The organism is Arthrobacter sp. BE255 (genome assembly GCF_031457335.1).
In the GTDB taxonomy this organism is placed as follows: domain Bacteria; phylum Actinomycetota; class Actinomycetes; order Actinomycetales; family Micrococcaceae; genus Arthrobacter.
The window spans coordinates 20,278-40,171 of sequence record NZ_JAVDWK010000004.1 but is presented as its reverse complement, the minus strand read 5'-3'; the positions used below and the strand labels follow the sequence as shown (position 1 = coordinate 40,171).

Genomic DNA, 19,894 nt, shown 5'->3' with positions numbered 1-19,894 from the left:
GGAGCACAATCATGGCCGAATATGAAGCGGATTCCATCCTTGTCCTTGTCGAGCTCACGCCCTCCGGCGGACTCGCGGGCAGCGCGGCGGGCCTGCTCGGCGCCGCCGCCCAGGTCGGCACTCCGGTCGCACTGGTGGTGACCGCCGCGGGCGCAGGTGCCGCCGCGGCGGATGCCGCCGGCGCGCTGGGCGCCGCGAACGTGGTCGTTGCCGAGACGGCTGATGCGGGCGTCCTGACACAGCCGGAAGTCGATGCGCTGATTGCCGCCGCAGACGCCGTGCACCCCGACGCGGTGCTGATCTCGAACTCGATCGCGGGCCGGGACGTCGCGGGCGTGTTTGCCGCACGCACCCGATCCGGCCTGGCGGTCGACGCGGTCGGCGTCTCCCGGGATGCAGAAGGCATCGTCGCCCACCATTCGGTCTATGGCGGTGCGTACAACGTCCACTCCGCAGTGACCTGGGGTGCGCCGGTGATTACGGTGCGGCAGGGCTCCATCGACGCGCGCGCCGAGGCGCGCGTGCCCGTCGTCGAGACACTGCCGGTGACCGTATCGGGCAAGCCCGCGGCATCCATCGTGTCCTTCGACGAGGTCCTCGAGGCATCGAGCCGTCCCGAGCTGCGCGGAGCGGCGAAGGTCGTCTCCGGCGGGCGGGGCCTGGGTTCCGCGGAAAAGTTCGTCCTCGTCGAGCAGCTCGCAGACGCCCTCGGCGCGGCGGTCGGTGCCTCACGCGCTGCGGTCGACGCCGGGTATATCCCCCAGTCGCATCAGGTCGGGCAGACCGGCGTTTCCGTGACCCCGCAGCTGTATGTGGCGCTCGGGATTTCCGGGGCGATCCAGCACCGTGCGGGCATGCAGACGGCCAAGACCATTGTCGCGATCAACAAGGACGCCGATGCCGCGATCTTCGAGATCGCGGACTTCGGTATCGTCGGCGACCTGTTCACCGTTGTGCCGCAGCTGATCGCTGCCCTCGACGCGAAGAAGGTGTAGCGGGCGATGGCGACGTATGAGCGGGCAGTACGCCGGGGCCTCCCGCGCATCCCCGGCGGTGAAGCCTGGCCACCCGCCGGAGATGCGCCGCTCACGGCGGCTGCACCCGACGGTGACGCGGGGGCACCCGGGCATTCCTTGGTGGTGCCGGCCCATGCAGCAGCGACCGCGTCGTCGCTAACCCGGGAGAGGGCGACGGGCTCCAAGGAGGCGGAACCGGATGGGGCGGGGCCTGTTGCAGCTGCCGCTCCCGCCGGGGGCAGCCGGCCAATCCGCCGTGGGCTGCCGCGGGTTTCGGGCGGTAAACCGTGGCCGCCTGCCGGCGCGGTGGACGTGCCCGCATCCGTCCCCGCTGCGGGGCCGCACGCGGCTACGTCCACTCCGGCCGCCACGCCGGACAGGGCCCGGCAGGTTCCCGCCGCCGTGACGACTTCTGCCGCTCCCGCAGGGCCGGCCGGAGCTGCTACGGCTGCCGCAACATCTGATCGTCCGCTCCGTCGCGGCCTGCCGCGCGCGAAGGGGGCCGGGCCGTTCGCGGGTGCGGGGACGGCACCCGGAACCATGGCTACCGAATCCGGGGGAACGGCGCCGTCGGCAAAGGATGAAACCGCACCCGCCGAAGCGGCATCCGTTCCCACTCCCACAGTCATCGATGCTGCCGCACAGCCTGTGCGCACCCAGCCGGTACGCCCCACCACGCGTGCTCGCCCAACCACGCCGGCGTCCCTGCCGGCTCAGGCCCGCTCCGCATCGACGACCGTGCCCGCACGGGAGCCCGGACGGTTTGGCGCCTACACCCGCAAGCAGCTGCTGGGATTCGCCGTCATCGGCGGGTTCGCCGTGCTGGGGGCCGCTACGGTCGTGGTGGCCGCCGCGGTATGGTTCCGGAACCTTCCGTTCATGCAAGACTTCCTTACCGCCTATCCCGGCGAATACCACCTGCCGGGGGAGGCGACCCCAGGGTTCCCGGCATGGGTGCAGTGGCAGCATTTCTTCAACGTGTTCCTGATGGTGCTGATCATCCGCTCGGGGCTGCACGTGCGCAACGAGAAACGGCCAGGCGCGTTCTGGACGCCGAAGTGGTCAAAGAACGGGAAGGGCAAAATCAGCCTGGCGCTATGGTTTCACCAGGCACTTGACTTCCTATGGCTGGTCAACGGCGTCGTCTTCGTCGTGCTGCTCTTCGTCACAGGGCACTGGATGCGGATCGTGCCGACAAGCTGGGACGTTTTCCCCAACGCGTTCTCGGCCCTGCTGCAGTACATGTCGTTGGACTGGCCGACCGAGAACGGCTGGGTGAACTACAACAGCCTGCAGCAGCTCATGTACCTCCTCACGGTTTTCCTCGCCGCGCCGCTGGCGGCCATCACGGGGGTGCGGATGTCGGAGCTGTGGCCGAAGAACACGAAGACACTCAACAGGGCCTACCCCGTCGAGTGGGCCCGAGCGGTCCACTTCCCCGTGATGCTGTACTTCACGGCATTCATCACTGTGCATGTCGCACTGGTGTTCGCGACCGGCGCGCTACGGAACCTGAACCACATGTACGCCGGTACAGAAGTGGTCAACTGGGCCGGATTCTGGATCTTCTTCGTCTCTCTGCTCATCATCGTCGGTGGCTGGATCGCGGCCCGGCCACTGCTACTCGCCCCGATCGCGAAGCTCTCCGGCAAGGTCACGGGACGCTGATCGTCAATGTAAGACCATAATGCGCTACTAGAAAAGAATAAACGATATCCGGCCGCGGTAGCTGAACTCTGTCCCCGGCCGGTTGCTGAAGAAAGAGAGTGAATGTGACACGTATTGGCATCGTGGCCGAGTTAGGTCGCGAAACGAGGGTGGCGGCGACGCCTGTCACCGTGAATCAGTTGTTGGGTTTAGGTTACGACGTCGTTGTTGAGAAAGGCGCCGGGGAGGCTGCTTCCTTCAAGGACGAGGCCTACGCTGCGGCGGGTGCCCTGATTGTAGGCGCGGATGAGGCGTGGGGCGCCGAAGTGGTGCTGCGGGTCAATCCGCCCACTGAGGAGGAGATCGACCGCCTGGCTGAGGGTGCTACCTTGATCGGATCGCTGAGCCCGGGGCTGCGGCCGGAGCTGGTGGAGGTCCTGGCCGCCCGGCCGATCACCGCGTTGGCGTTGGATGCTGTGCCGCGGATTTCGCGGGCGCAGTCGATGGATGTGCTCAGTTCGATGGCGAACATTGCCGGGTACCGGGCTGTCATTGAAGCAGCGCACGAGTTCGGCAGGTTCTTCACGGGCCAGGTGACGGCGGCGGGCAAGGTCCCGCCGGCGAAGGTCCTGGTCGCCGGCGCCGGGGTGGCCGGATTGGCGGCGATCGGTGCCGCATCCAGCCTGGGCGCGATTGTCCGGGCCACGGACCCGCGGCCTGAGGTGGCCGATCAGGTCAAGTCCATTGGCGGGACCTACCTCAAGGTCGAGGTCGGGGAGGAGATGAAGTCCTCTGACGGGTATGCGAAGGCCACCTCGGAGGCGTATAACGTCCGCGCGGCGGAGATCTACACGGAGCAGGCTGCGGATGTGGACATCATCATCACCACGGCCCTGATTCCGGGGCGTCCGGCACCGAAGCTGCTCACGGCCGAGGACGTCGCCGGCATGAAGTCCGGCAGCGTGATCGTGGACATGGCCGCCGGGCAGGGCGGGAACGTGGAAGGCTCGGTCGCCGGGGAACGCATCGTGACGGATAACGGTGTGGTGATCATGGGCTATACCGATCTGCCGGCGAGGTTGCCGGCGCAGGCGTCCCAGCTGTACGGGACGAACCTGCTGAACCTGCTCAAGCTGCTCACCCCGGACAAGGACGGCCAGCTCAGGATTGACTTCGACGACGTCGTGCAGCGCTCGGTGACGGTGGTCCGGGACGGTGAGAAGACCTGGCCCCCGCCCCCGGTCCAGGTCTCCGCCGCACCCGCGGCCCAAATGGGCGCGACGCGTGCCGGGGAACGCTCCGCCGACAAGGAAGCAAAGAAGAAGACGGGCCTCAGTCCTGCCGGTAAGGCCGGGCTGTTTGCCGCGGGCATCGCGGCATTGTTTCTGGTCAACGCGGTTGCCCCGGCGCCTCTGCCCCAGCACTTCACGGTGCTGATGCTATCCGTCGTCGTCGGGTTCTACGTCATCGGGAAAGTCCACCACGCCCTGCACACCCCGCTGATGTCCGTCACCAACGCGATCTCCGGGATCATCGTCGTCGGGGCCCTGCTGCAGGTCACCTCGGACAACATCGTGATGCAGGTCCTTGCCGCGGTCGCGGTGCTGCTGGCCAGCATTAACATCTTCGGCGGCTTCGCCGTCACCCGCCGCATGCTCGCCATGTTCTCCCGTGGAGACGGGGCCCGTAAATGAGCGCCGTCACCGAAGCAACCGGAACTTTCTTGAGGAGCCTTACCGTGTCTGACACCGTCTCCGGTCCGTTGACCGCCGACTCCATCGCCGGGGCCGCGTACATCGTCGCGGCCCTGCTGTTCATCCTCAGCCTTGCCGGGCTCAGCAAGCACGAAAACGCCCGCGCCGGCGTCGTCTACGGCATCACCGGCATGGTCATCGCCCTCGCGGCCACGATCTGGCTGACCCTCCAGGACGCCTGGGGCACAGGCCACGGACTGACCGGACTGGGTCTGCTCGTGGCCGCGGTGCTGGTCGGCGGTGCGATCGGGCTCTGGCGCGCCCGGGTCGTGGAAATGACCGGGATGCCCGAACTCATCGCCCTGCTGCACAGCTTCGTTGGGCTCGCCGCCGTACTGGTCGGCTGGAACGGCCACCTCGAAGCGCCGACGTTGTCTTTGGACCTGATGGCGGTCCACCACGCCGAGGTGTTCATTGGCGTCTTCATCGGCGCGGTGACTTTTACCGGCTCTATCGTGGCGTTCCTGAAGCTTTCGGCCCGGATGAAATCCACACCCCTGATGCTGCCGGGCAAGAACGCGCTCAACCTTGGCGCCCTCGCCGCGTTCGTGGCCCTGACCGTCTGGTACGTCAACGACTCCCAGCTCTGGCTCCTGATCGTCGTCACCATCCTTGCCCTCGGGCTGGGCTGGCACCTCGTGGCCTCCATCGGCGGCGGCGACATGCCCGTCGTCGTGTCCATGCTCAACAGCTACTCCGGCTGGGCCGCCGCCGCAGCAGGTTTCTTGCTTAATAATGATCTCCTGATCATCACCGGCGCCCTGGTCGGCTCCTCCGGTGCCTACCTGTCCTACATCATGTGCAAGGCCATGAACCGGTCCTTCATCTCCGTGATCGCCGGCGGCTTCGGCATCGCCGCCCCGACCACCGGCGGCGACGCGGACCAGGGCGAGCACCGCGAAATCACGGCCGAAGCAACCGCGGAAATGCTGGCGAACGCCTCGTCCGTGGTCATCACCCCCGGCTACGGCATGGCCGTCGCGCAGGCCCAGTACCCCGTGGCCGAACTCGCCCACCAGCTCCGCGAGAAGGGCGTTAATGTCAGGTTCGGCATCCACCCGGTCGCCGGGCGCCTGCCCGGGCACATGAACGTGCTTTTGGCCGAAGCCAAGGTCCCGTATGACATCGTCCTGGAAATGGACGAAATCAACGACGACCTCGGCGACACCTCCGTCGTCCTGGTCATCGGCGCGAACGATACTGTCAACCCCTCAGCGGCCGAGGATCCGGGCAGCCCCATCGCCGGGATGCCCGTCCTGCGGGTTTGGGAAGCCGAAAACGTCATCGTGTTCAAACGCTCCATGGCAGCCGGCTACGCAGGAGTCCAGAACCCGCTGTTCTACCGCGACAACTCCCAAATGCTCTTCGGCGACGCCAAAACCCGCGTCGAAGACATCCTCAAAGCGTTCTAACGAGAGAAGAGACCATGCCCAGACGCCGGGTTCTTCCCGATGACACCAGTCAGAAGGCATTGCCGTCGGGCGGGCCGGAGCGGGCTCCCCTCACGGAGAAAGCATCCGCACCCCGGCAAACCGTCAACATCGACGACCTTGCCGCATCCCCCTGGGTCGGTCTCCACTACCGCCATGAGTTCCTGCTCCACCACCGGCACGAGCTGTTGGAGCAGCACAAGGACTGATGTCACGTGAAAACCCGACGCCCGGTAATTCCCAGCTCTGCAGCGTGACGAAGGCGGCGCGCTTGAATAGGGCCTCGATTTGCGGTGGAGCACCGGAAGGTCAGCCGGATCATACCTAACGCAACGCTATTGGTGCTCCACCGCAACTTAAAACCTTTGATCACCCGCCAATCGGCTCCCGCCACCCCGAGCTTCCGCGTGCTCCACAACGCAAGCTCTTCCGGGTGCATTTCCAAGGGCTAGCCTCGATTTTTCATGATGCTCGCTGATGGCGGCATATTTGTGGCCGCGTCTGAAGGGCGGTTGTTTTTTGTCAGCCGCCGCGCCAACTACGCTCAGCTGTCCTCGTCCCTCGGTTCGAAAGGGACGCTGACAGGAGTCCGGCATGACGTAGCGATGCTCCCGGCAGCGGCCCGGAGAAAGTGCCAAATGATCGGTCTTCTACGTCCGAACGCTTATCGAGGCCGCTCTGAATCCGCGGTGCCGGGCATCCGTGGGTTTTTCCCGGCGGGGAAGGGCGGGAGGATGCTGCGGTGGGGACCGGCTTACAGCACATCTCCTTGATGTTGGGTTCCAAAAGATTGGGCGGCGTGGATATTGATGGTGAATGCCTGGCGCCGCAAGGTTCCGCTCGCGGCTAGCCCACGTCGGATGAGCGCAGGGCGTGCAGGCCCTGTTTCTGGCGGCCCGGCACCTCGGTCAGTCCGTCCGGCGCAGCCTGTCAAGTTCCGCGAGATCGGCCAGCGAAGGCCGCATTCCCCGGTGGAGCACTATGTCCTCGGGCAGGCCTTTGACTTCCACCCGGGACCCCGACACGTCGAACGAGAAGCGGGCCTCGCCCAGGGCCACGTTTTCGGCGTGAAAGTCCCCCCATGATTCGGGCAGGACGGGGTCAATCCACAGCCCGCCCAAGGAGAAGTGCGCGTCGTAGCGCAGAAGGCTCCGCATCACCATTATCGGGGTCGTAGCAGCCCAAGCCTGGGGAGAACATGCCGTCGGGTAGGGAAGCGGTTCGGGGCAGTCGGAACGACTGAACCCACAGAACAGTTCGGGCAACCTGTGGTCGGTATATTCGGCTGCCTCCATCAGCGCCGAGGCAAGACGCTGGGCCTCCTCCACGAACCCGTAGCGCATCAGCCCGGCAACTATCAGCGCGTTGTCGTGCGGCCAGACGGAGCCGTTGTGGTAGCTGACCGGGTTGTATGCGCCCATGTCCGTTGCCAGCGTGCGCACGCCCCAGCCGCTGAACATCTCGGGGGACATGAGCCGGTCGGCAACCCGGCGTGCCTTGTCCTCATCGACGATGCCGGACCACAGGCAGTGGCCCATGTTGGACGCGCAGGCATCGACCGGGCGTTTGTCCCGGTCCAGCGCGATCGCGTAGTACCCGCGGTCCGGCAGCCAGAACTGTTCGTTGAACCGTTTTTTCAGCGCCGCCGCGCGGTCCCGCAGTTCGGCCGCCAAGGCCCGGTCGCCGGCGTCATGTGCCATCCACGCCCGGGCTACGTAGGCGCTGTAAACGTATCCCTGCACCTCGCACAACGCGATGGGGGCCTCGGCAATGCGGCCGTCGGCAAAATTTATCCCGTCCCAGGAGTCCTTCCAGCCCTGGTTGATCAGGCCCTGGTCGTTGAGCCGCTCGTATTCGACGAACCCGTCGCCGTCGCGGTCGCCATAGTCCCGGATCCAGTCCAGGGCCCGGTCCGCGTGGGGGAGCAGTTCAGCGATGTCCTCCGGGGCAAGCCCCCACCGGCTGGCTTCGCCGAGAAGGGTCACGAACAGGGGAGTGGCGTCGGCGGTGCCGTAGTAGGCCGACTTCCCGCCCAGTGCAAGGCCCGTGCCGACACCGAGCCGCACCTCGTGCAGGATCCTCCCGGGCTGTTCCTCCGTCAGCAGGTCCACTGTTGTGCCCTGCCGGTCGGCCAGGGTCTGCAGCGTCCCCAATGCCAAAGGCGGGTTGATGGGCATCACCATGAACGAGGCCAGCAAGGAATCCCGACCGAAGAGCGCCATGAACCACGGCGCCCCGGCAGCGACGACCATCCGGTCAGGATGCTGTGGGTCAATGATGCGCAATGCGCCGATGTCAGCGTAGCTGCGCGAGGCGATTCGCTGCAGGGAAGGGTTCCCAATCCGGACGGGAGGGATGCTCGCAACCCAGGACTGCTGCCGCCTTTCCTGCGGTGAGACGGTATCGGGAGGGGCGTGGAGGGGGGGGCGAGGCCAGATCGGCGTCGTCCAACACGGGGGCCACGGTAGCCCGGACGCTCCACTCCCCATGGGCAGGGACGACGGCGCGGAAGAGCAGGCCGTCCGCGCTGGCTTCGCCGCCCGGAGCCCTAACGGTGACGCCCTTCCGCACATTCTGCCAGGCAGCCTCCATCCGCACCGAATCGTTCTCGAACCGACGCGTCTGATTCCATTGCCGATGGAACCGACCGTCCTTGACCTCAAAAAGATCCGCAAAGTCCGCGTCCACGGACAGCGCGACGTCGCAGCGCGCCGGCTCGAGGGCGTAATTGTGGATCGTGATGTCTTCCAGAATGCCGGCACCCAGCTGGCGCTTGCGCTCGACCGTCAGCGGGCTGTCGGCACGGCCGTCCTCACGCACCGCCCTGCCGATGTAGGTGCCCTGATACGGCGACGGCGTCCATGCACCCAAGGGCTCCAGCGGCTGGCCATTGATACTCAGGGTCCAGCGGGACAGAATTCTGGTGTCCTGATGGAAAACTCCGTGCGGGTGATGGGGAAAGATGTCCCCGTTCTGCAGCGAGATGCAGAACGATGATCCTTCCACCAAAGTGACCGCACCCTGCCCGGTAGGCCCCGCAGCGTTATCGGCATTCCAACCGGCCATCATAGGATCCATCGAAACCTCCCCGCCTCACACTGGCTTGAATCTACGCCCATCACTGAATGCGTCCCAGATCAGTTTGTGCCGCGCGGTCTCCTTTGAAAAGGCCCTGGGTCCGGTGCTCAGCTCCGGTCCGGGGGGCTACCGTGGACGGGGCTCGCGGCTGCAGGGGTGGACATACCCCGGCAGATCACTACTTCGCCAAAAAGGTCGCCATTTGCGACCTCGCTACCCCCACTCTCACTCGGCTGCAGGCTGAGGCCGAATAACACTTCCAGAGCTGCGGCGTAGTCGTCCTGGCGTCCTGCTTCAGCCAGTTCCCGGCTGGGCACAGCGAGAATGACCGATGTCGGGGGTCTGACGTTGAGGACGCCGTTCCATTCCATGGTGTCGATCTCGTCCAGACGGTCGAGCAGCACATTCGTATCCAAAATGGCGGCGATGGCGTTGCCTCCGTCCCAGCGCGCGAGTTCACGCCGAATGGCCGCCACCTCGGCCCTGAGCCGGCCAAGAGTTTCCGCAATCTGCGCCACCACGAAAATCCCGGACCGTTCCACCTGGCTCGGCGAGATTCAGGGTCGAGAGCGCCCAATGCCGGGGCGTCGTAATGAGACAGTCAAGCTCGTCCGGGAAAACACGTGCTCGCCGGGTACGGCCGTTTCCTTGTCAGGGGACGCCCAGGCGAAGGGGTCGGACCAGAACGCCTGAAGGTCGCTGAGGAGCAGAACTGTTGATTGAGCGCCGTCCTCTTCCAGACGACCAGCAAAGGCCGGACCGGCTTCGGAGAGTCTGACTCCGACAATTCTCATGTAAGGCCCTTCAGTCTTCGACGGCGGGGGCTGCTGTGAGCGGGACCGGCACCAGTTCCTGGAGCTCCTCCAGGGTGCAGCCGAAGGTTTCGCGGACCTGGACGCCGTCGGGTCCGGTGAGGAACACGGCCTTGTCGGTGTAGACGCGGGTCACGCAGCCCACGCCGGTGAGCGGGTAGGTGCAGGCCTCGACGATCTTGGAGGCGCCGTCGCGGGTCAGGAGCGTCATCATGACGAAGACGTCTTTGGCGCCGGTGGCGAGGTCCATCGCGCCGCCCACGGCCGGGATGGCGTCCGCCGCACCGGTGTGCCAGTTGGCGAGATCGCCCGTGGCAGAGACCTGGAAGGCGCCGAGTACGCAGATGTCCAGGTGGCCGCCGCGCATGATCGCGAACGAGTCAGCGTGGTGGAAGTAGGACGCGCCCGGGAGTTCGGTGACGGGGATCTTGCCGGCGTTGATGAGGTCACCGTCGATCTGATCGCCCCCGGCCACGGGGCCCATGCCCAGCATGCCGTTCTCGGTGTGCAGGGTGATGTCCTGGTCCTCGGTGAGGTAGTTCGAGACCAGGGTGGGCTGGCCGATGCCCAGGTTCACGAACGAGCCGGGCTTGATGTCCTTCGCCACGAGCCGGGCGAGGTCGTCACGGCCCAGCGGCGTCGCGGACGTCTGAATGCTGGTTGCGATGCTCATCTCAGGCCACCTTCACAATGGTGTTGACGTAGATTCCGGGGGTGATGACGGTTTCCGGGTCCAGTGCGCCGGTGGGGACGATGTCGGTGACCTGGACAATGGACTGCTTGGCGGCGGCGGCCATGATGGGGCCGAAGTTCCGGGCGGTCTTGCGGTAGACGAGGTTGCCCTTGCCGTCGGCTTTGAGCGCCTTGATCAGCGCGACGTCGGCGTGGATGGGGGTCTCGAAGACCTGGCCGCGGCCGTCGATGATGCGGGTTTCCTTGCCCTCGGCCAGCATGGTGCCGTAGCCGGTGGGGGTGAAGAACCCTCCGATCCCGGCGCCGGCGGCACGGATGCGTTCGGCGAGGTTGCCCTGCGGCACCAGTTCCAGTTCGATCTGCCCGGCCTTGTACTTGGCGTCGAAGTGCCAGGAGTCGGACTGCCGCGGGAAGGAGCAGATCATCTTCTTCACCCGGCCCTCCTTGATCAGCAGCGCCAGGCCCTGGTCGCCCTGGCCCGCGTTGTTGTTCACCACGGTCAACTCGCGGGCTCCGCAGTCCATCAGCGCGTCGATCAGCTCGAACGGCTGCCCCGCGTTGCCGAACCCGCCGATCATCACGGTGGAACCGTCCTTGATCCCGGCCACGGCCTCGGCCACGGTGTCTACAAAATTCAGCATCTCTCTCAGCCCTTCACACCAGCAGTGACGTTCTCCAGCACCACGGCCAGGCCCTGGCCCACGCCAATGCAGATCGCCGCGACACCCCACCGCTGCCCGGAAGCCTGCAGGGACCGGGCCAGGGTGCCCAGGATCCGGGTCCCGGACGCCCCCAGCGGGTGGCCCATCGCGATCGCACCGCCATGGGCGTTCACCATCTTGGGGTCGATGCCCCAGGCGCTGATGCACGCCAGGGACTGCGCGGCGAACGCTTCGTTAAGTTCGACGGCGCCCACCTGGTCCCAGCCGATGCCCGCCTTCGCGAGGGCCTTGTTCGCCGCCTCCACCGGCGCGTAGCCGAAGAACTGGGGGTCGTTGCCGTGCGCGCCGCGGCCGGCGATCCGGGCCAGCGGTTCGAGCCCGAGCAGCCCGGCGGCACTTTCGCTGCCGATCCAGGCCGCGGAGGCGCCGTCGGACAGCGGGGAAGCGTTACCCGCGGTGACGGTGCCGTTCTCGGCACGGAATACAGTCTTCAGGCCGGCGAGCTTCTCGGCTGAGGAACCGGCCCGGATGCCTTCGTCGCGGACCAGGTCCGTGCCCGGCACCGGTGCCACAAGGTTGTCGTAGAAACCCTCGTCCCACGCGGCGGCGGAGAGGTTGTGGGAGTTCGCGGCGAACTCGTCCTGCTGTTCACGGGTGACGCCGTACTTTTCGCGCAGCCGCTCGGTGGCCTCACCCAGGGAGATGGTCCACTCCCTGGGCATGGCCTTGTTCACCAGGCGCCAGCCCAGCGTGGTGGACGCCAGTGTCATGTCCCCGGCCGGGTAAGGCTTCTCGGTCTTGGGCAGCACCCAGGGGGCGCGGGACATCGACTCCGCGCCGCCCACGAGCATCAGTTCGGCGTCGCCGGCGTTGATCTGGCGTGAGGCGATGATCGCGGCGTCCAGCGAGGAGCCGCACAGCCGGTTCACCGTGGTGCCCGGGATCGAGACCGGCAGGCCGGCCAGCAGGGTGCCCATCCGGGCGATGTTCCGGTTTTCCTCGCCGGCGCCGTTGGCGTTGCCGAAGACGACCTCGTCGATCCGCTCCGGATCGAGGCCCGGGGCCCGCTTCACCGATTCGGTGATCACGTGCGCGGCCAAGTCATCCGGACGGACCCCAGCGAGACCCGAGCCGAACTTACCGAACGGGGTGCGCACGGCGTCGTACACAAAAGCCTGATTCATGGTTCTTCCTTCGTTGGCGCGAACAGAGGTTGCCGGGTCTAGGCTGCCGCAGCCGCGGCCTTGCGCGGAGTCGGCTGGTAGGCCAGGAACTTCCAGCTCTCGCCCTCTTTGATCCATACAGAGAGTGCACTGTTGGCAAGTGTTTTGTGAGTTCCGTTGACCGTGAGGTCCGCGTTCATCTGTCCCAGTACGAGCGCAGTGTCCCCAATCAGGACGATGTCTTCGATGGGGTGGTCGATCCGGTGGTACCTGTAGAAGCCCTTGCGAAGCTTCTCCAGGTAGCTGCTCAGCGTGTCACGATCACCTAGTGAATGGGTGTAGACCAGGCGCTGGTGGCACAGATCCTCGAAGGCGTCGTAATCACCATCGACCACGGCTTGGTAGCGCTTTTCTTCCAAGGCTACGATCTTGTCTTTTTCGGCTGCAGTGGCGTTATCCACGTAGCACTCTCCTTGCTCAAAATGTTGGCGACTATAGGCCACGAGTCTGATTCCGCCTGGTGGCCACGCCCAACGCTGCTTCTTCACGACGTTGAGCGGGCCTTCGTTAGGGAAAGCCAAACCTGAGCTGATGATTCTTGGCCCGGCCTCATTTCAAGGTAAGCGACACCTAGCTTCTTCGTCAACTGATAGTTGACACAATTCAAGTGTCTGGTTGCGCGACAGAGCCTGGGACCAGCATCTTCTTACCGCGTATTCGGGTGAGGAACGGCCTTAATTTGCACGAGAACGCGCTTTCTGGGGACTCCTCCGTGGCGCGTTGACCGACGGCCTTTGGTTTACAGAAATAGTGCACATGTAATCTTTTACTTGACACCTGTGTGTTGGATCACTTAACGTTGTCCTCGAACCAATCAAACGGAATGAGGTCAACGTGGTCCTTAGTACCGAGGTCCTGCTTTCTGTGAGCAGGATCAGCAAGAGCTTCGGCGGGGCGAAGGCGCTCAACGACGTTTCGGTGGACTTCCGGGCGGGTGAAGTACACGCGTTGCTGGGAGAAAACGGTGCCGGAAAGAGCACCTTGGTCAAAGTGATAGCCGGTGTAGTTACCGCCGATGCCGGCGAGGTGACATTCCCGGGTGGCCGCGAAGCAACCGATGTTGCCATGGTGTTCCAGGAACTCTCAGTGATCCCCGAGCTGTCCGTCCGGGACAATATGGCTCTCAGCATGCGCGGGACCTCAGGTCTGTTGGTGCGCAGGGAAAAGCTGCAGGAGCGGATGCAGTCCGCGCTGGCGTCTGCGGGTCTTGAAGACCTGGATCTGGACATGCCCGTGGAGGCATTGCCGCTGGCAAAACGCCAACTGCTGGAGATCGCCCGCGGGCTCGTAGCCGATGCCCGCACGCTGATCCTGGATGAGCCCACCGCCACCCTGTCGGACATTGAAATCTCACGGGTCCATGAGGTCGTGAGGTCGCTTGTGGCAGGTGGACGGTCAATCGTCTACATCACGCACCGGATGGGCGAAGTCTTCCGGCTGGCTGACCGGATCACCATCATGCGTTCCGGCAGCGTGGTGGCCAGCGGCCCGACGGCCGATTTCACCATGGATTCGGTTGTTACGCACATGCTGGGCGAAGAACACACAGCGGGGGAGGCAGTTCACGTCAAGGAAAACTTTGCTCCGGAAAGCCGCCGGAAGCTGAACATCCGCGGACTGGCCTCCGGACACCGCTTCTCGGACGTCTCTTTCACCGCGCAGGCCGGGGAGGTCACCGCGCTCTTTGGCCAGATTGGCTCCGGAGCTGATGACGTTGTTCGAGCCCTGGTCGGTCTCATCCCCGTGACCGCGGGGGACATTCAGCTGAACGAGATTCCGCTTTCAGCCCTGACACGACCCAAGTCCCAGAAACACGGGATTGCCTACGTTTCCGCGGACCGTGTCTTGGAGGGTGTCTTCCTCAGCGGCAGTGTCGCCCAGAACGTCAGCTCCGGTGCACTGGCCGGCGTGAGCCGGCTGGGCACTGTCAGGGCTGAGCTGGAATCTGACCTCGCACGTTCCATTGCCTCAAAGGTGGCCTTCGACCCGTCACGCATTCGGGTTCCCGTCGGATCCCTCAGTGGTGGAAACCAGCAGAAGATCGCAATCGGCAGGGCCCTTGCCACTCAACCCGATGTTCTGGTCCTGAACGAGCCGACCCGTGGCGTGGACATCGGTGCCCGCGCGGAAATCTATCGTGCACTCCGGCAGCTTTCCGCGAATAACGTCATCGTCATCGTTTATTCGAGCGACATCGTCGAGCTTCGCGAACTGGCCGACCGGGTCATCACCATGTTCCGCGGCCGCCCGGTCAGCAGCAACCGTACAACCGATGTCACGGACTCCCAGATCCTCACCGAAATCCTTCACGGAGCCAAAGTATGAACACAAAAATCGCGGCACGGTCGACGGTACAAAAGCCGTCATCACTGGCCACACCCGTTGCTGAAACGGTCAAACGGATCACGACGGACAGTTCAGCCATCATCGCGGTGACCACCGTCCTGCTGTTCATCCTGGCTTGCATTTTCGTCAACGAGTTCGCCACGGTCACCAACCTGCGTGCCCTGTTCCTCTCCGTTGCCCTGGTGGGAATTGCCGCCGTCGGCCTGAGCATTATCACCATCGTCGGCAGGCTATTCGCTCTGTCCGTCAGTGCGATGGTCGCGGTGTCCACCATCGTCTTCGCCTCCCTCCTCCACACCGGTCCATGGACCGCCATGGCGGCCGCAGTCCTGTTCGGGGCCCTCGCCGGTGCAATACAGGGGTTCTTCGTTGGGCGCCTCGGCACCGACCCCATCGTCACCACCATCGCAGCCGCAGCGATCCTTATTGGCTTCGCGCAAATCGTGACCGGTGGACGCAACGTGCAGGGGGCAGGTGATGCCAGCGTCTTCGGGCAAACCATCTTCGGCGTCATGCCCGTCCAGGTGCTTGCCTTCTTCGTCCTCACAGTGCTCGCCTGGTGGACTCACCGCTACACCGTGCTGGGTCGGCGGGTAACACTCGTGGGCCTGAACGAAAAAGCAGCCCTTGTCTCAGGAATGCGCGCCTGGCCGGTGGTCCTGTTTGCCTTTATCGCCTCGGGCGCCATGGCAGGCCTGGCCGGCGGGCTGCTGTCCTCTGAATCGGGACAAGGAAATCTCCAACTGGGCGGCACCTTCGGCTTCGATGCCATCACGGCTGTCGTTGTCGGCGGCGTCAGCGTCAAAGGCGGAACAGGCAATCCCGTCGGCGCCGCAACCGGGGCGGTCCTCGTCGGCCTGCTCGGCAACGCACTGGTCCTGCTCGGGCTCAGCTATGAGGTCCAGCTCATCTTCAAGGGCGTCCTTGTCCTGCTGGCCGTGGTAGCAACCGGCATCGCATCCAACCGTCAATCAGGAAGAAAGCGCTGATCCCGTGGTTAGAATCTATTGGCACTTCCGGACTCTGCTGGCCTGGTCGCTGGCAGTCGTGGCCTTCATCGCCTTCGCACTGACCAACCCGGCCTTCCTCAACGCCGGCAACCTCTACTCGCTTCTGCAGTCTTTCGCCGTCCTGGCTCTGGTCGCAACCGGTCTCGCGATTGTCATGATCGCCGGTGAATTCGATCTCTCCATTGCCGGGAGCATTCCCTTGGCCGGGCTCATCGCGGTCAAGGTAGGTGAAACCGCCGGGATTCCCCTCGGTGTGGCTGCCGCTGTAAGCGTCGCCGTCGCCGTGGGCGTACTGAATGGCTGGCTGACTGCCCACTACGCCGTACCGTCGCTGGCAGTCACCGTTGGGACCCTGGTGCTGACCATCGGACTGGGTTTCGCCGTTGCGGGCGGCAAGATCGTCACCCTCACCGACTTTGCACCCGGACTCTGGCTGGATCAGGCCATCGCCGAGATCGTCTCACCCCGTGCACTGCTGCACGTGGTTCTCGTCGTGGCCGCGGGATGGTTCATGGCCAAGACGTGGTCGGGCATGAAAATCCGGGCCGTCGGAAGTGACCGCCAGCGCTCCTCAGCGTCCGGTCTTCCGGTGACCCGTGTCCTGATCCTGGCGTTCGTTATCTCCGGTCTGTTCGCCGGCGTGGCAGGCGCCCTTCAGGGACTGACCCTGGCATCAGGGGCGCCCGGATCAGATGAAGCGACCCTCCTGCAGGCCGTCACCGCGGCGATTATCGGCGGCGTCGCGCTGACTGGCGGCAAGGGCAGCATCCCGGGCGTCGCCGCCGGAGCCATGTTGCTGGCCGTCGTCGGCAACGGCCTCAGCCTGCAAGGCACATCAACCGCCATCATCCAGCTCATCAACGGCGGAATTCTCCTCCTCATCGTTGTCATCGACCGCCCGCTGAACCGCATCGTCAACAAGTCGGTCGAGAACAGCATGTCCACCTCCCAACACCGCGTACCAACCAACCACTAAGGATCACCATGAAAACCACCTCAATGAAGAGACTGGCTGTCGCCCTTTCCCTCACCTCTGCACTGTTCCTGGCAGCTTGTGGATCAACGCCGGCAGCGGCCCCGAACGCCGGCGGCGGTTCAACCGACGTCAAAGGCAAAAAGGTGACCCTGTTGACCGTCGCCCAGAGCTGTGATTACTGCGCCAAGCACACCGAAGAATTCAAGAAGGTCGCCGAAGCCGCAGGCGTCCAGGTGACGGTCGTCGTCAACGACTTCAACGCCGCCGAACAGGCCCAGCAGGTCACCCAAGCCATCAGCACGCGCCCTGACGCCGTTGTATTGTGGCCCGCCGATGCGACCGCCATCATGCCGTCCCTGCAGCGGCTCAAGCAGTCCAAAATCCCTGTCGTGGTGACCAATTCGCACCCGCAGTCCGACGATGACAGCCTCTGGAACACCTTCACCGGGCCCGATGACTACGCCAACGGCCAGGAGGCTGCCAAGGCCATGATTGCAGGCTTCAAAGAAAAAGGTTTCGGCGATTCGGGCTCGGTCGTTATCGTCGAAGGTGTACCCGGAACCCCGCCGGCAATCAACCGCACCAAAGGCTTCAAGGACGAACTGGCAAAATTGGCCCCTGGAATCACCATCGCCGGTTCACAGCCGGGCAACTGGGACCAGACCCAGGCAACATCCGCAGCTGCCAGCCTCATCACCCAGTTCGGCAACAAGAACCTGCGCGGCATCTATGCCCAGGCAGACAACATGCTCGCCGGCGCCATCGTCGCCGCTGACCGGGCCGGCCTGAAATCCACGGACTTGGCCATGGTCGGATCCAACTGCTCCACCGAGGGTTACACCGGCATTGAAAAGGGAGTCCAGTACGCCTCGGTTCTGCAAAGCCCCATCGAGGATGGCGAGTTCGCCGCCAAGGCTGTCATTGATGTCCTCGAAGGCAAGAGTGTGGAGAAGAACAACTATCTGACCCCCAAGACGATCACCAAGGCCAACCTTGCTGACTGCGCCGCAGCAGTAGGCAAGTAAAGGAGGAATTTATGACTGACTGGACACTCACTCTTCCCGACCATGTCATCGTTACGGGCACAGCCAGCGGATTGGGCCTGGAATGCGCAAAGGCACTGCTGTCAGCGGGAAGCCACGTCTTCGGTGTTGACCTCGGAGGCAGCCCCGCAGAGCTGACGGACCACCCCCGGTACCAACACATCGTCGGCAACGTCGCAGAAGAGGCGACCTGGCAGGAAGTAGCCAAAACGGCCACTGCAGGCGCCAACGGATCACTGGGGCTGATCGCCGCAGCAGCGATCCTTGGTGTCGGCACGCTCGAGGAAGAAACGCTGGAGTCCTGGAAGCGGACCTGGGAAGTGAACGTCCTCGGCAACGTCATCGCTCTCAAAACGCTGATGCCGCACCTGCAGAAAGCGGAGCACGCCTCCGTGGTCGTTGTCACTAGCGTGGACGCCCACTTCGCGGAGCAGCAACTGGCGTCCTATGCGTCGTCCAAGGCCGCCCTCACCGGAGCCGTCCGAACCATTGCTTTGGACTACGCCCGCACGGGCATCCAATTCAACCTGCTGGCACCGGGGCCCATGCGGGCAGGACTCTTCGAACGCCACCTGGCCTCGGCCAGTGACCCGGAGAAATTCCTCGCCACCCGTGAGGCGCGGCAGCCCCTCGGGCGCATCACCGGAGCGGACGAAGTCGCCAATTCGGCACTTTTCCTGCTCTCCAAGGAATCCTCAGCCATCTTCGGCACCACCGTTGTAGCTGACGGGGGCCTGACCACCGGTTTTGATTTCCGGACCGGCTCCGAAGGCTCTTCCGCGCATCAGAACTAAAGCACCACAGGAACACCGAACCACCGAAAGGTACAAACTCATGGAACTGGAACTAACCGGCAAAAAAGCCGTCATCACCGGCGCTGCCTTGGGTATTGGCCGTGCAACCGCCCTGCTGCTCACCGCCGAAGGAGCCACGGTCGCAGCCCTGGACATCGACAAATCGGCCCTGACCGAACTTGAGGAACTAGCCGCTGATCACCCTGGCCGGATCGTTCCGACCGTCGTTGACTTCACCCAAGGCGAAGCAACCAACAACGCTGTTGCCGCCGCTATCGACCAGCTCGGCGGCCTGGACCTTCTCATCAACAACGTCGGCTCTGGAGCAGTCCGGACCTTTGAGCAGATCACCGACGAGGACTGGGCCCTCACGATGGAGCTGAACTTCATGAGTTACGTGCGCGCCATCCGCGCCGCTCTGCCCGCCTTGCGCGAGTCAGCGGCTCCGTGCATCGTCAACAACGCATCCGACCTCGCCCGGCAACCTGAGGCCCAGCCTGTCGACTACTCCGCCAGCAAGGCAGCTGTCCTGGCCCTGACGAAGTCCATCGCCCGCGCTGAAGGCCCGAAGATCCGGGTCAACGCCGTGGCCCCGGGACCCATCTGGACGCCATTCTGGACCAAGCCAGGCGGGTTCGCAGACACGCTCGCCACCGTGCACGGCATGGACCCCCAGGCAGCCGTTGAACATGAAATGAAGCTCCGGCAGCTTCCTTTGGAACGGTTGGGCACTCCGGAGGAAGTTGCGCGCATTATCGCGTTGCTCTGCAGCCCGGTGACTAGCTTCGTCACTGGCTCCGTGTGGGGCGTGGATGGCGGCAGCATCCGTGGACTCATCTAACCTCCAGCCTGCCCCAGGCCGGAAGGAGCATCACGTGCATGATCATCATTCTTCGGACGAACAGGAGATCCTGTCCCTCGAAGACCGCCGTTACGAGGCGGTGCTTAGGTCTGACTTCGACGCATTCGCCGAGCTTTGCCATCAGGACCTCGTCTACTCTCATTCAAACGGGGAACGTGATGACCTGGGCAGTTACATCGATAAGTGCCGACAGGGAGTGTATGTCTATCACCGGATCGATCATCCGGTGGAGCAGGTCAAAATAGTGGGCGATGTGGCCCTCGTGATGGGAGATATGCACGCCGAACTGACCATCCGGGGGAAGCGTACCGAATTGGACAACACCGCCTTGGCGGTGTGGATCCGCGGTGGTTCATCTTGGAAGCTGCTGGCCTACCAGCCGACGCCGAAGCCTGTGCAGGCTGCCTTCGGTCAGGAAGGCACAACCGCTTCCGCGGGCTCAAATGTCTAAAGGGCCCCAGGCCGCAAAGCCAAAAGAGTGCCGGCGACACCCGTCGCGGGCACTCTTTTGACGTCTACCGCCTCCACGTCTTAGCAGGCGGTGCCCA

Annotated in this window: 17 protein-coding genes and 1 pseudogene; 12 read left to right on the top strand and 6 right to left on the bottom strand. The window is 64.4% G+C overall.

Annotated elements, in window-relative coordinates; translation table 11 throughout:
* The first annotated feature begins 11 nt into the window (after positions 1-11).
* The 5 genes from J2X42_RS08910 (at position 12) to J2X42_RS08890 (ending at position 6,056) form a co-directional block, all read left to right on the top strand.
* A complete protein-coding gene (locus tag J2X42_RS08910) occupies positions 12-995 on the top strand; it encodes an electron transfer flavoprotein subunit alpha/FixB family protein (RefSeq protein ID WP_310164363.1) in 984 nt (327 codons plus the stop codon).
* 561 nt (positions 996-1,556) lie between these two features.
* Complete coding sequence (locus J2X42_RS08905) at positions 1,557-2,684, top strand: cytochrome b/b6 domain-containing protein (RefSeq protein ID WP_310164361.1); 1,128 nt, start codon at positions 1,557-1,559, stop codon at positions 2,682-2,684.
* A gap of 104 nt (positions 2,685-2,788) precedes the next feature.
* Positions 2,789-4,357 (top strand): Re/Si-specific NAD(P)(+) transhydrogenase subunit alpha, encoded by a 1,569-nt coding sequence (locus tag J2X42_RS08900; RefSeq protein ID WP_310164360.1) that lies wholly within the window; start codon positions 2,789-2,791, stop codon positions 4,355-4,357.
* Positions 4,354-5,829 (top strand): Re/Si-specific NAD(P)(+) transhydrogenase subunit beta, encoded by a 1,476-nt coding sequence (gene pntB / locus J2X42_RS08895; RefSeq protein WP_396134051.1) that lies wholly within the window; start codon positions 4,354-4,356, stop codon positions 5,827-5,829. Before J2X42_RS08900 ends, pntB begins: the two co-directional genes overlap by 4 nt.
* A 14-nt stretch (positions 5,830-5,843) precedes the next feature.
* A complete protein-coding gene (locus tag J2X42_RS08890; protein ID WP_310164359.1) occupies positions 5,844-6,056 on the top strand; it encodes a hypothetical protein in 213 nt (70 codons plus the stop codon).
* 699 nt (positions 6,057-6,755) lie between these two features.
* Here J2X42_RS08890 and J2X42_RS08885 read toward each other — a convergent pair.
* From J2X42_RS08885 to J2X42_RS08860, 6 genes and pseudogenes are all read right to left on the bottom strand, one after another.
* Positions 6,756-8,913 (bottom strand): annotated as a pseudogene (locus J2X42_RS08885) (glycogen debranching N-terminal domain-containing protein).
* 119 nt (positions 8,914-9,032) lie between these two features.
* Positions 9,033-9,443: a hypothetical protein gene (locus J2X42_RS08880; RefSeq protein WP_310164358.1), complete on the bottom strand. Its 411-nt coding sequence runs from the start codon at positions 9,441-9,443 to the stop codon at positions 9,033-9,035.
* Positions 9,444-9,729: 286 nt separating this feature from the next.
* Positions 9,730-10,410 carry a 3-oxoacid CoA-transferase subunit B gene (locus J2X42_RS08875; protein ID WP_310164357.1) on the bottom strand — a complete coding sequence of 227 codons (681 nt, stop codon included), beginning with the start codon at positions 10,408-10,410 and terminating at the stop codon, positions 9,730-9,732.
* Position 10,411: 1 nt separating this feature from the next.
* Positions 10,412-11,071, bottom strand: a complete 660-nt coding sequence (locus J2X42_RS08870) for a 3-oxoacid CoA-transferase subunit A (protein WP_310164356.1) — start codon at positions 11,069-11,071, stop codon at positions 10,412-10,414.
* Between the two features lie 5 nt (positions 11,072-11,076).
* A complete protein-coding gene (locus J2X42_RS08865) occupies positions 11,077-12,276 on the bottom strand; it encodes a thiolase family protein (RefSeq protein ID WP_310164355.1) in 1,200 nt (399 codons plus the stop codon).
* Between the two features lie 38 nt (positions 12,277-12,314).
* The gene (locus J2X42_RS08860) at positions 12,315-12,716 is read right to left on the bottom strand and encodes a nuclear transport factor 2 family protein (protein WP_310164354.1); all 402 of its coding nucleotides are present in this window, start codon (positions 12,714-12,716) and stop codon (positions 12,315-12,317) included.
* A 433-nt stretch (positions 12,717-13,149) separates the two neighbouring features.
* Here J2X42_RS08860 and J2X42_RS08855 point away from each other — a divergent pair, with 433 nt between their 5' ends.
* The 7 genes from J2X42_RS08855 to J2X42_RS08825 are packed head-to-tail and all read left to right on the top strand — an operon-like array spanning position 13,150 to position 19,797.
* Entirely contained in the window at positions 13,150-14,640 is a 1,491-nt protein-coding gene (locus tag J2X42_RS08855) for a sugar ABC transporter ATP-binding protein (RefSeq protein WP_310164353.1), read from the top strand.
* Positions 14,637-15,650 carry an ABC transporter permease gene (locus J2X42_RS08850; protein ID WP_310164352.1) on the top strand — a complete coding sequence of 338 codons (1,014 nt, stop codon included), beginning with the start codon at positions 14,637-14,639 and terminating at the stop codon, positions 15,648-15,650. Before J2X42_RS08855 ends, J2X42_RS08850 begins: the two co-directional genes overlap by 4 nt.
* A gap of 4 nt (positions 15,651-15,654) precedes the next feature.
* Positions 15,655-16,647: an ABC transporter permease gene (locus J2X42_RS08845; RefSeq protein WP_310164351.1), complete on the top strand. Its 993-nt coding sequence runs from the start codon at positions 15,655-15,657 to the stop codon at positions 16,645-16,647.
* Positions 16,648-16,655: 8 nt separating this feature from the next.
* Positions 16,656-17,672 carry a sugar ABC transporter substrate-binding protein gene (locus J2X42_RS08840; protein ID WP_310164350.1) on the top strand — a complete coding sequence of 339 codons (1,017 nt, stop codon included), beginning with the start codon at positions 16,656-16,658 and terminating at the stop codon, positions 17,670-17,672.
* Positions 17,673-17,683: 11 nt separating this feature from the next.
* Positions 17,684-18,484, top strand: a complete 801-nt coding sequence (locus J2X42_RS08835; protein ID WP_310164349.1) for an SDR family oxidoreductase — start codon at positions 17,684-17,686, stop codon at positions 18,482-18,484.
* Positions 18,485-18,524: 40 nt separating this feature from the next.
* Positions 18,525-19,325, top strand: coding sequence for an SDR family oxidoreductase (locus tag J2X42_RS08830; protein WP_310164348.1), 801 nt, complete (start codon positions 18,525-18,527; stop codon positions 19,323-19,325).
* Positions 19,326-19,359: 34 nt separating this feature from the next.
* Entirely contained in the window at positions 19,360-19,797 is a 438-nt protein-coding gene (locus J2X42_RS08825; RefSeq protein WP_310164346.1) for a nuclear transport factor 2 family protein, read from the top strand.
* Positions 19,798-19,894 lie beyond the last annotated feature (97 nt).

Coding starts and splice junctions, on each gene's coding strand:
- J2X42_RS08910 (WP_310164363.1), top strand. CDS start 12: ATGGCCGAATATGAAGCGGATTCCATCCTTGTCCTTGTCGAGCTCACG.
- J2X42_RS08830 (WP_310164348.1), top strand. CDS start 18,525: ATGGAACTGGAACTAACCGGCAAAAAAGCCGTCATCACCGGCGCTGCC.
- J2X42_RS08905 (WP_310164361.1), top strand. CDS start 1,557: ATGGCTACCGAATCCGGGGGAACGGCGCCGTCGGCAAAGGATGAAACC.
- J2X42_RS08875 (WP_310164357.1), bottom strand. CDS start 10,410: ATGAGCATCGCAACCAGCATTCAGACGTCCGCGACGCCGCTGGGCCGT.
- J2X42_RS08870 (WP_310164356.1), bottom strand. CDS start 11,071: ATGCTGAATTTTGTAGACACCGTGGCCGAGGCCGTGGCCGGGATCAAG.
- J2X42_RS08840 (WP_310164350.1), top strand. CDS start 16,656: ATGAAAACCACCTCAATGAAGAGACTGGCTGTCGCCCTTTCCCTCACC.
- J2X42_RS08850 (WP_310164352.1), top strand. CDS start 14,637: ATGAACACAAAAATCGCGGCACGGTCGACGGTACAAAAGCCGTCATCA.
- J2X42_RS08835 (WP_310164349.1), top strand. CDS start 17,684: ATGACTGACTGGACACTCACTCTTCCCGACCATGTCATCGTTACGGGC.
- pntB (WP_396134051.1), top strand. CDS start 4,354: ATGAGCGCCGTCACCGAAGCAACCGGAACTTTCTTGAGGAGCCTTACC.
- J2X42_RS08890 (WP_310164359.1), top strand. CDS start 5,844: ATGCCCAGACGCCGGGTTCTTCCCGATGACACCAGTCAGAAGGCATTG.
- J2X42_RS08865 (WP_310164355.1), bottom strand. CDS start 12,276: ATGAATCAGGCTTTTGTGTACGACGCCGTGCGCACCCCGTTCGGTAAG.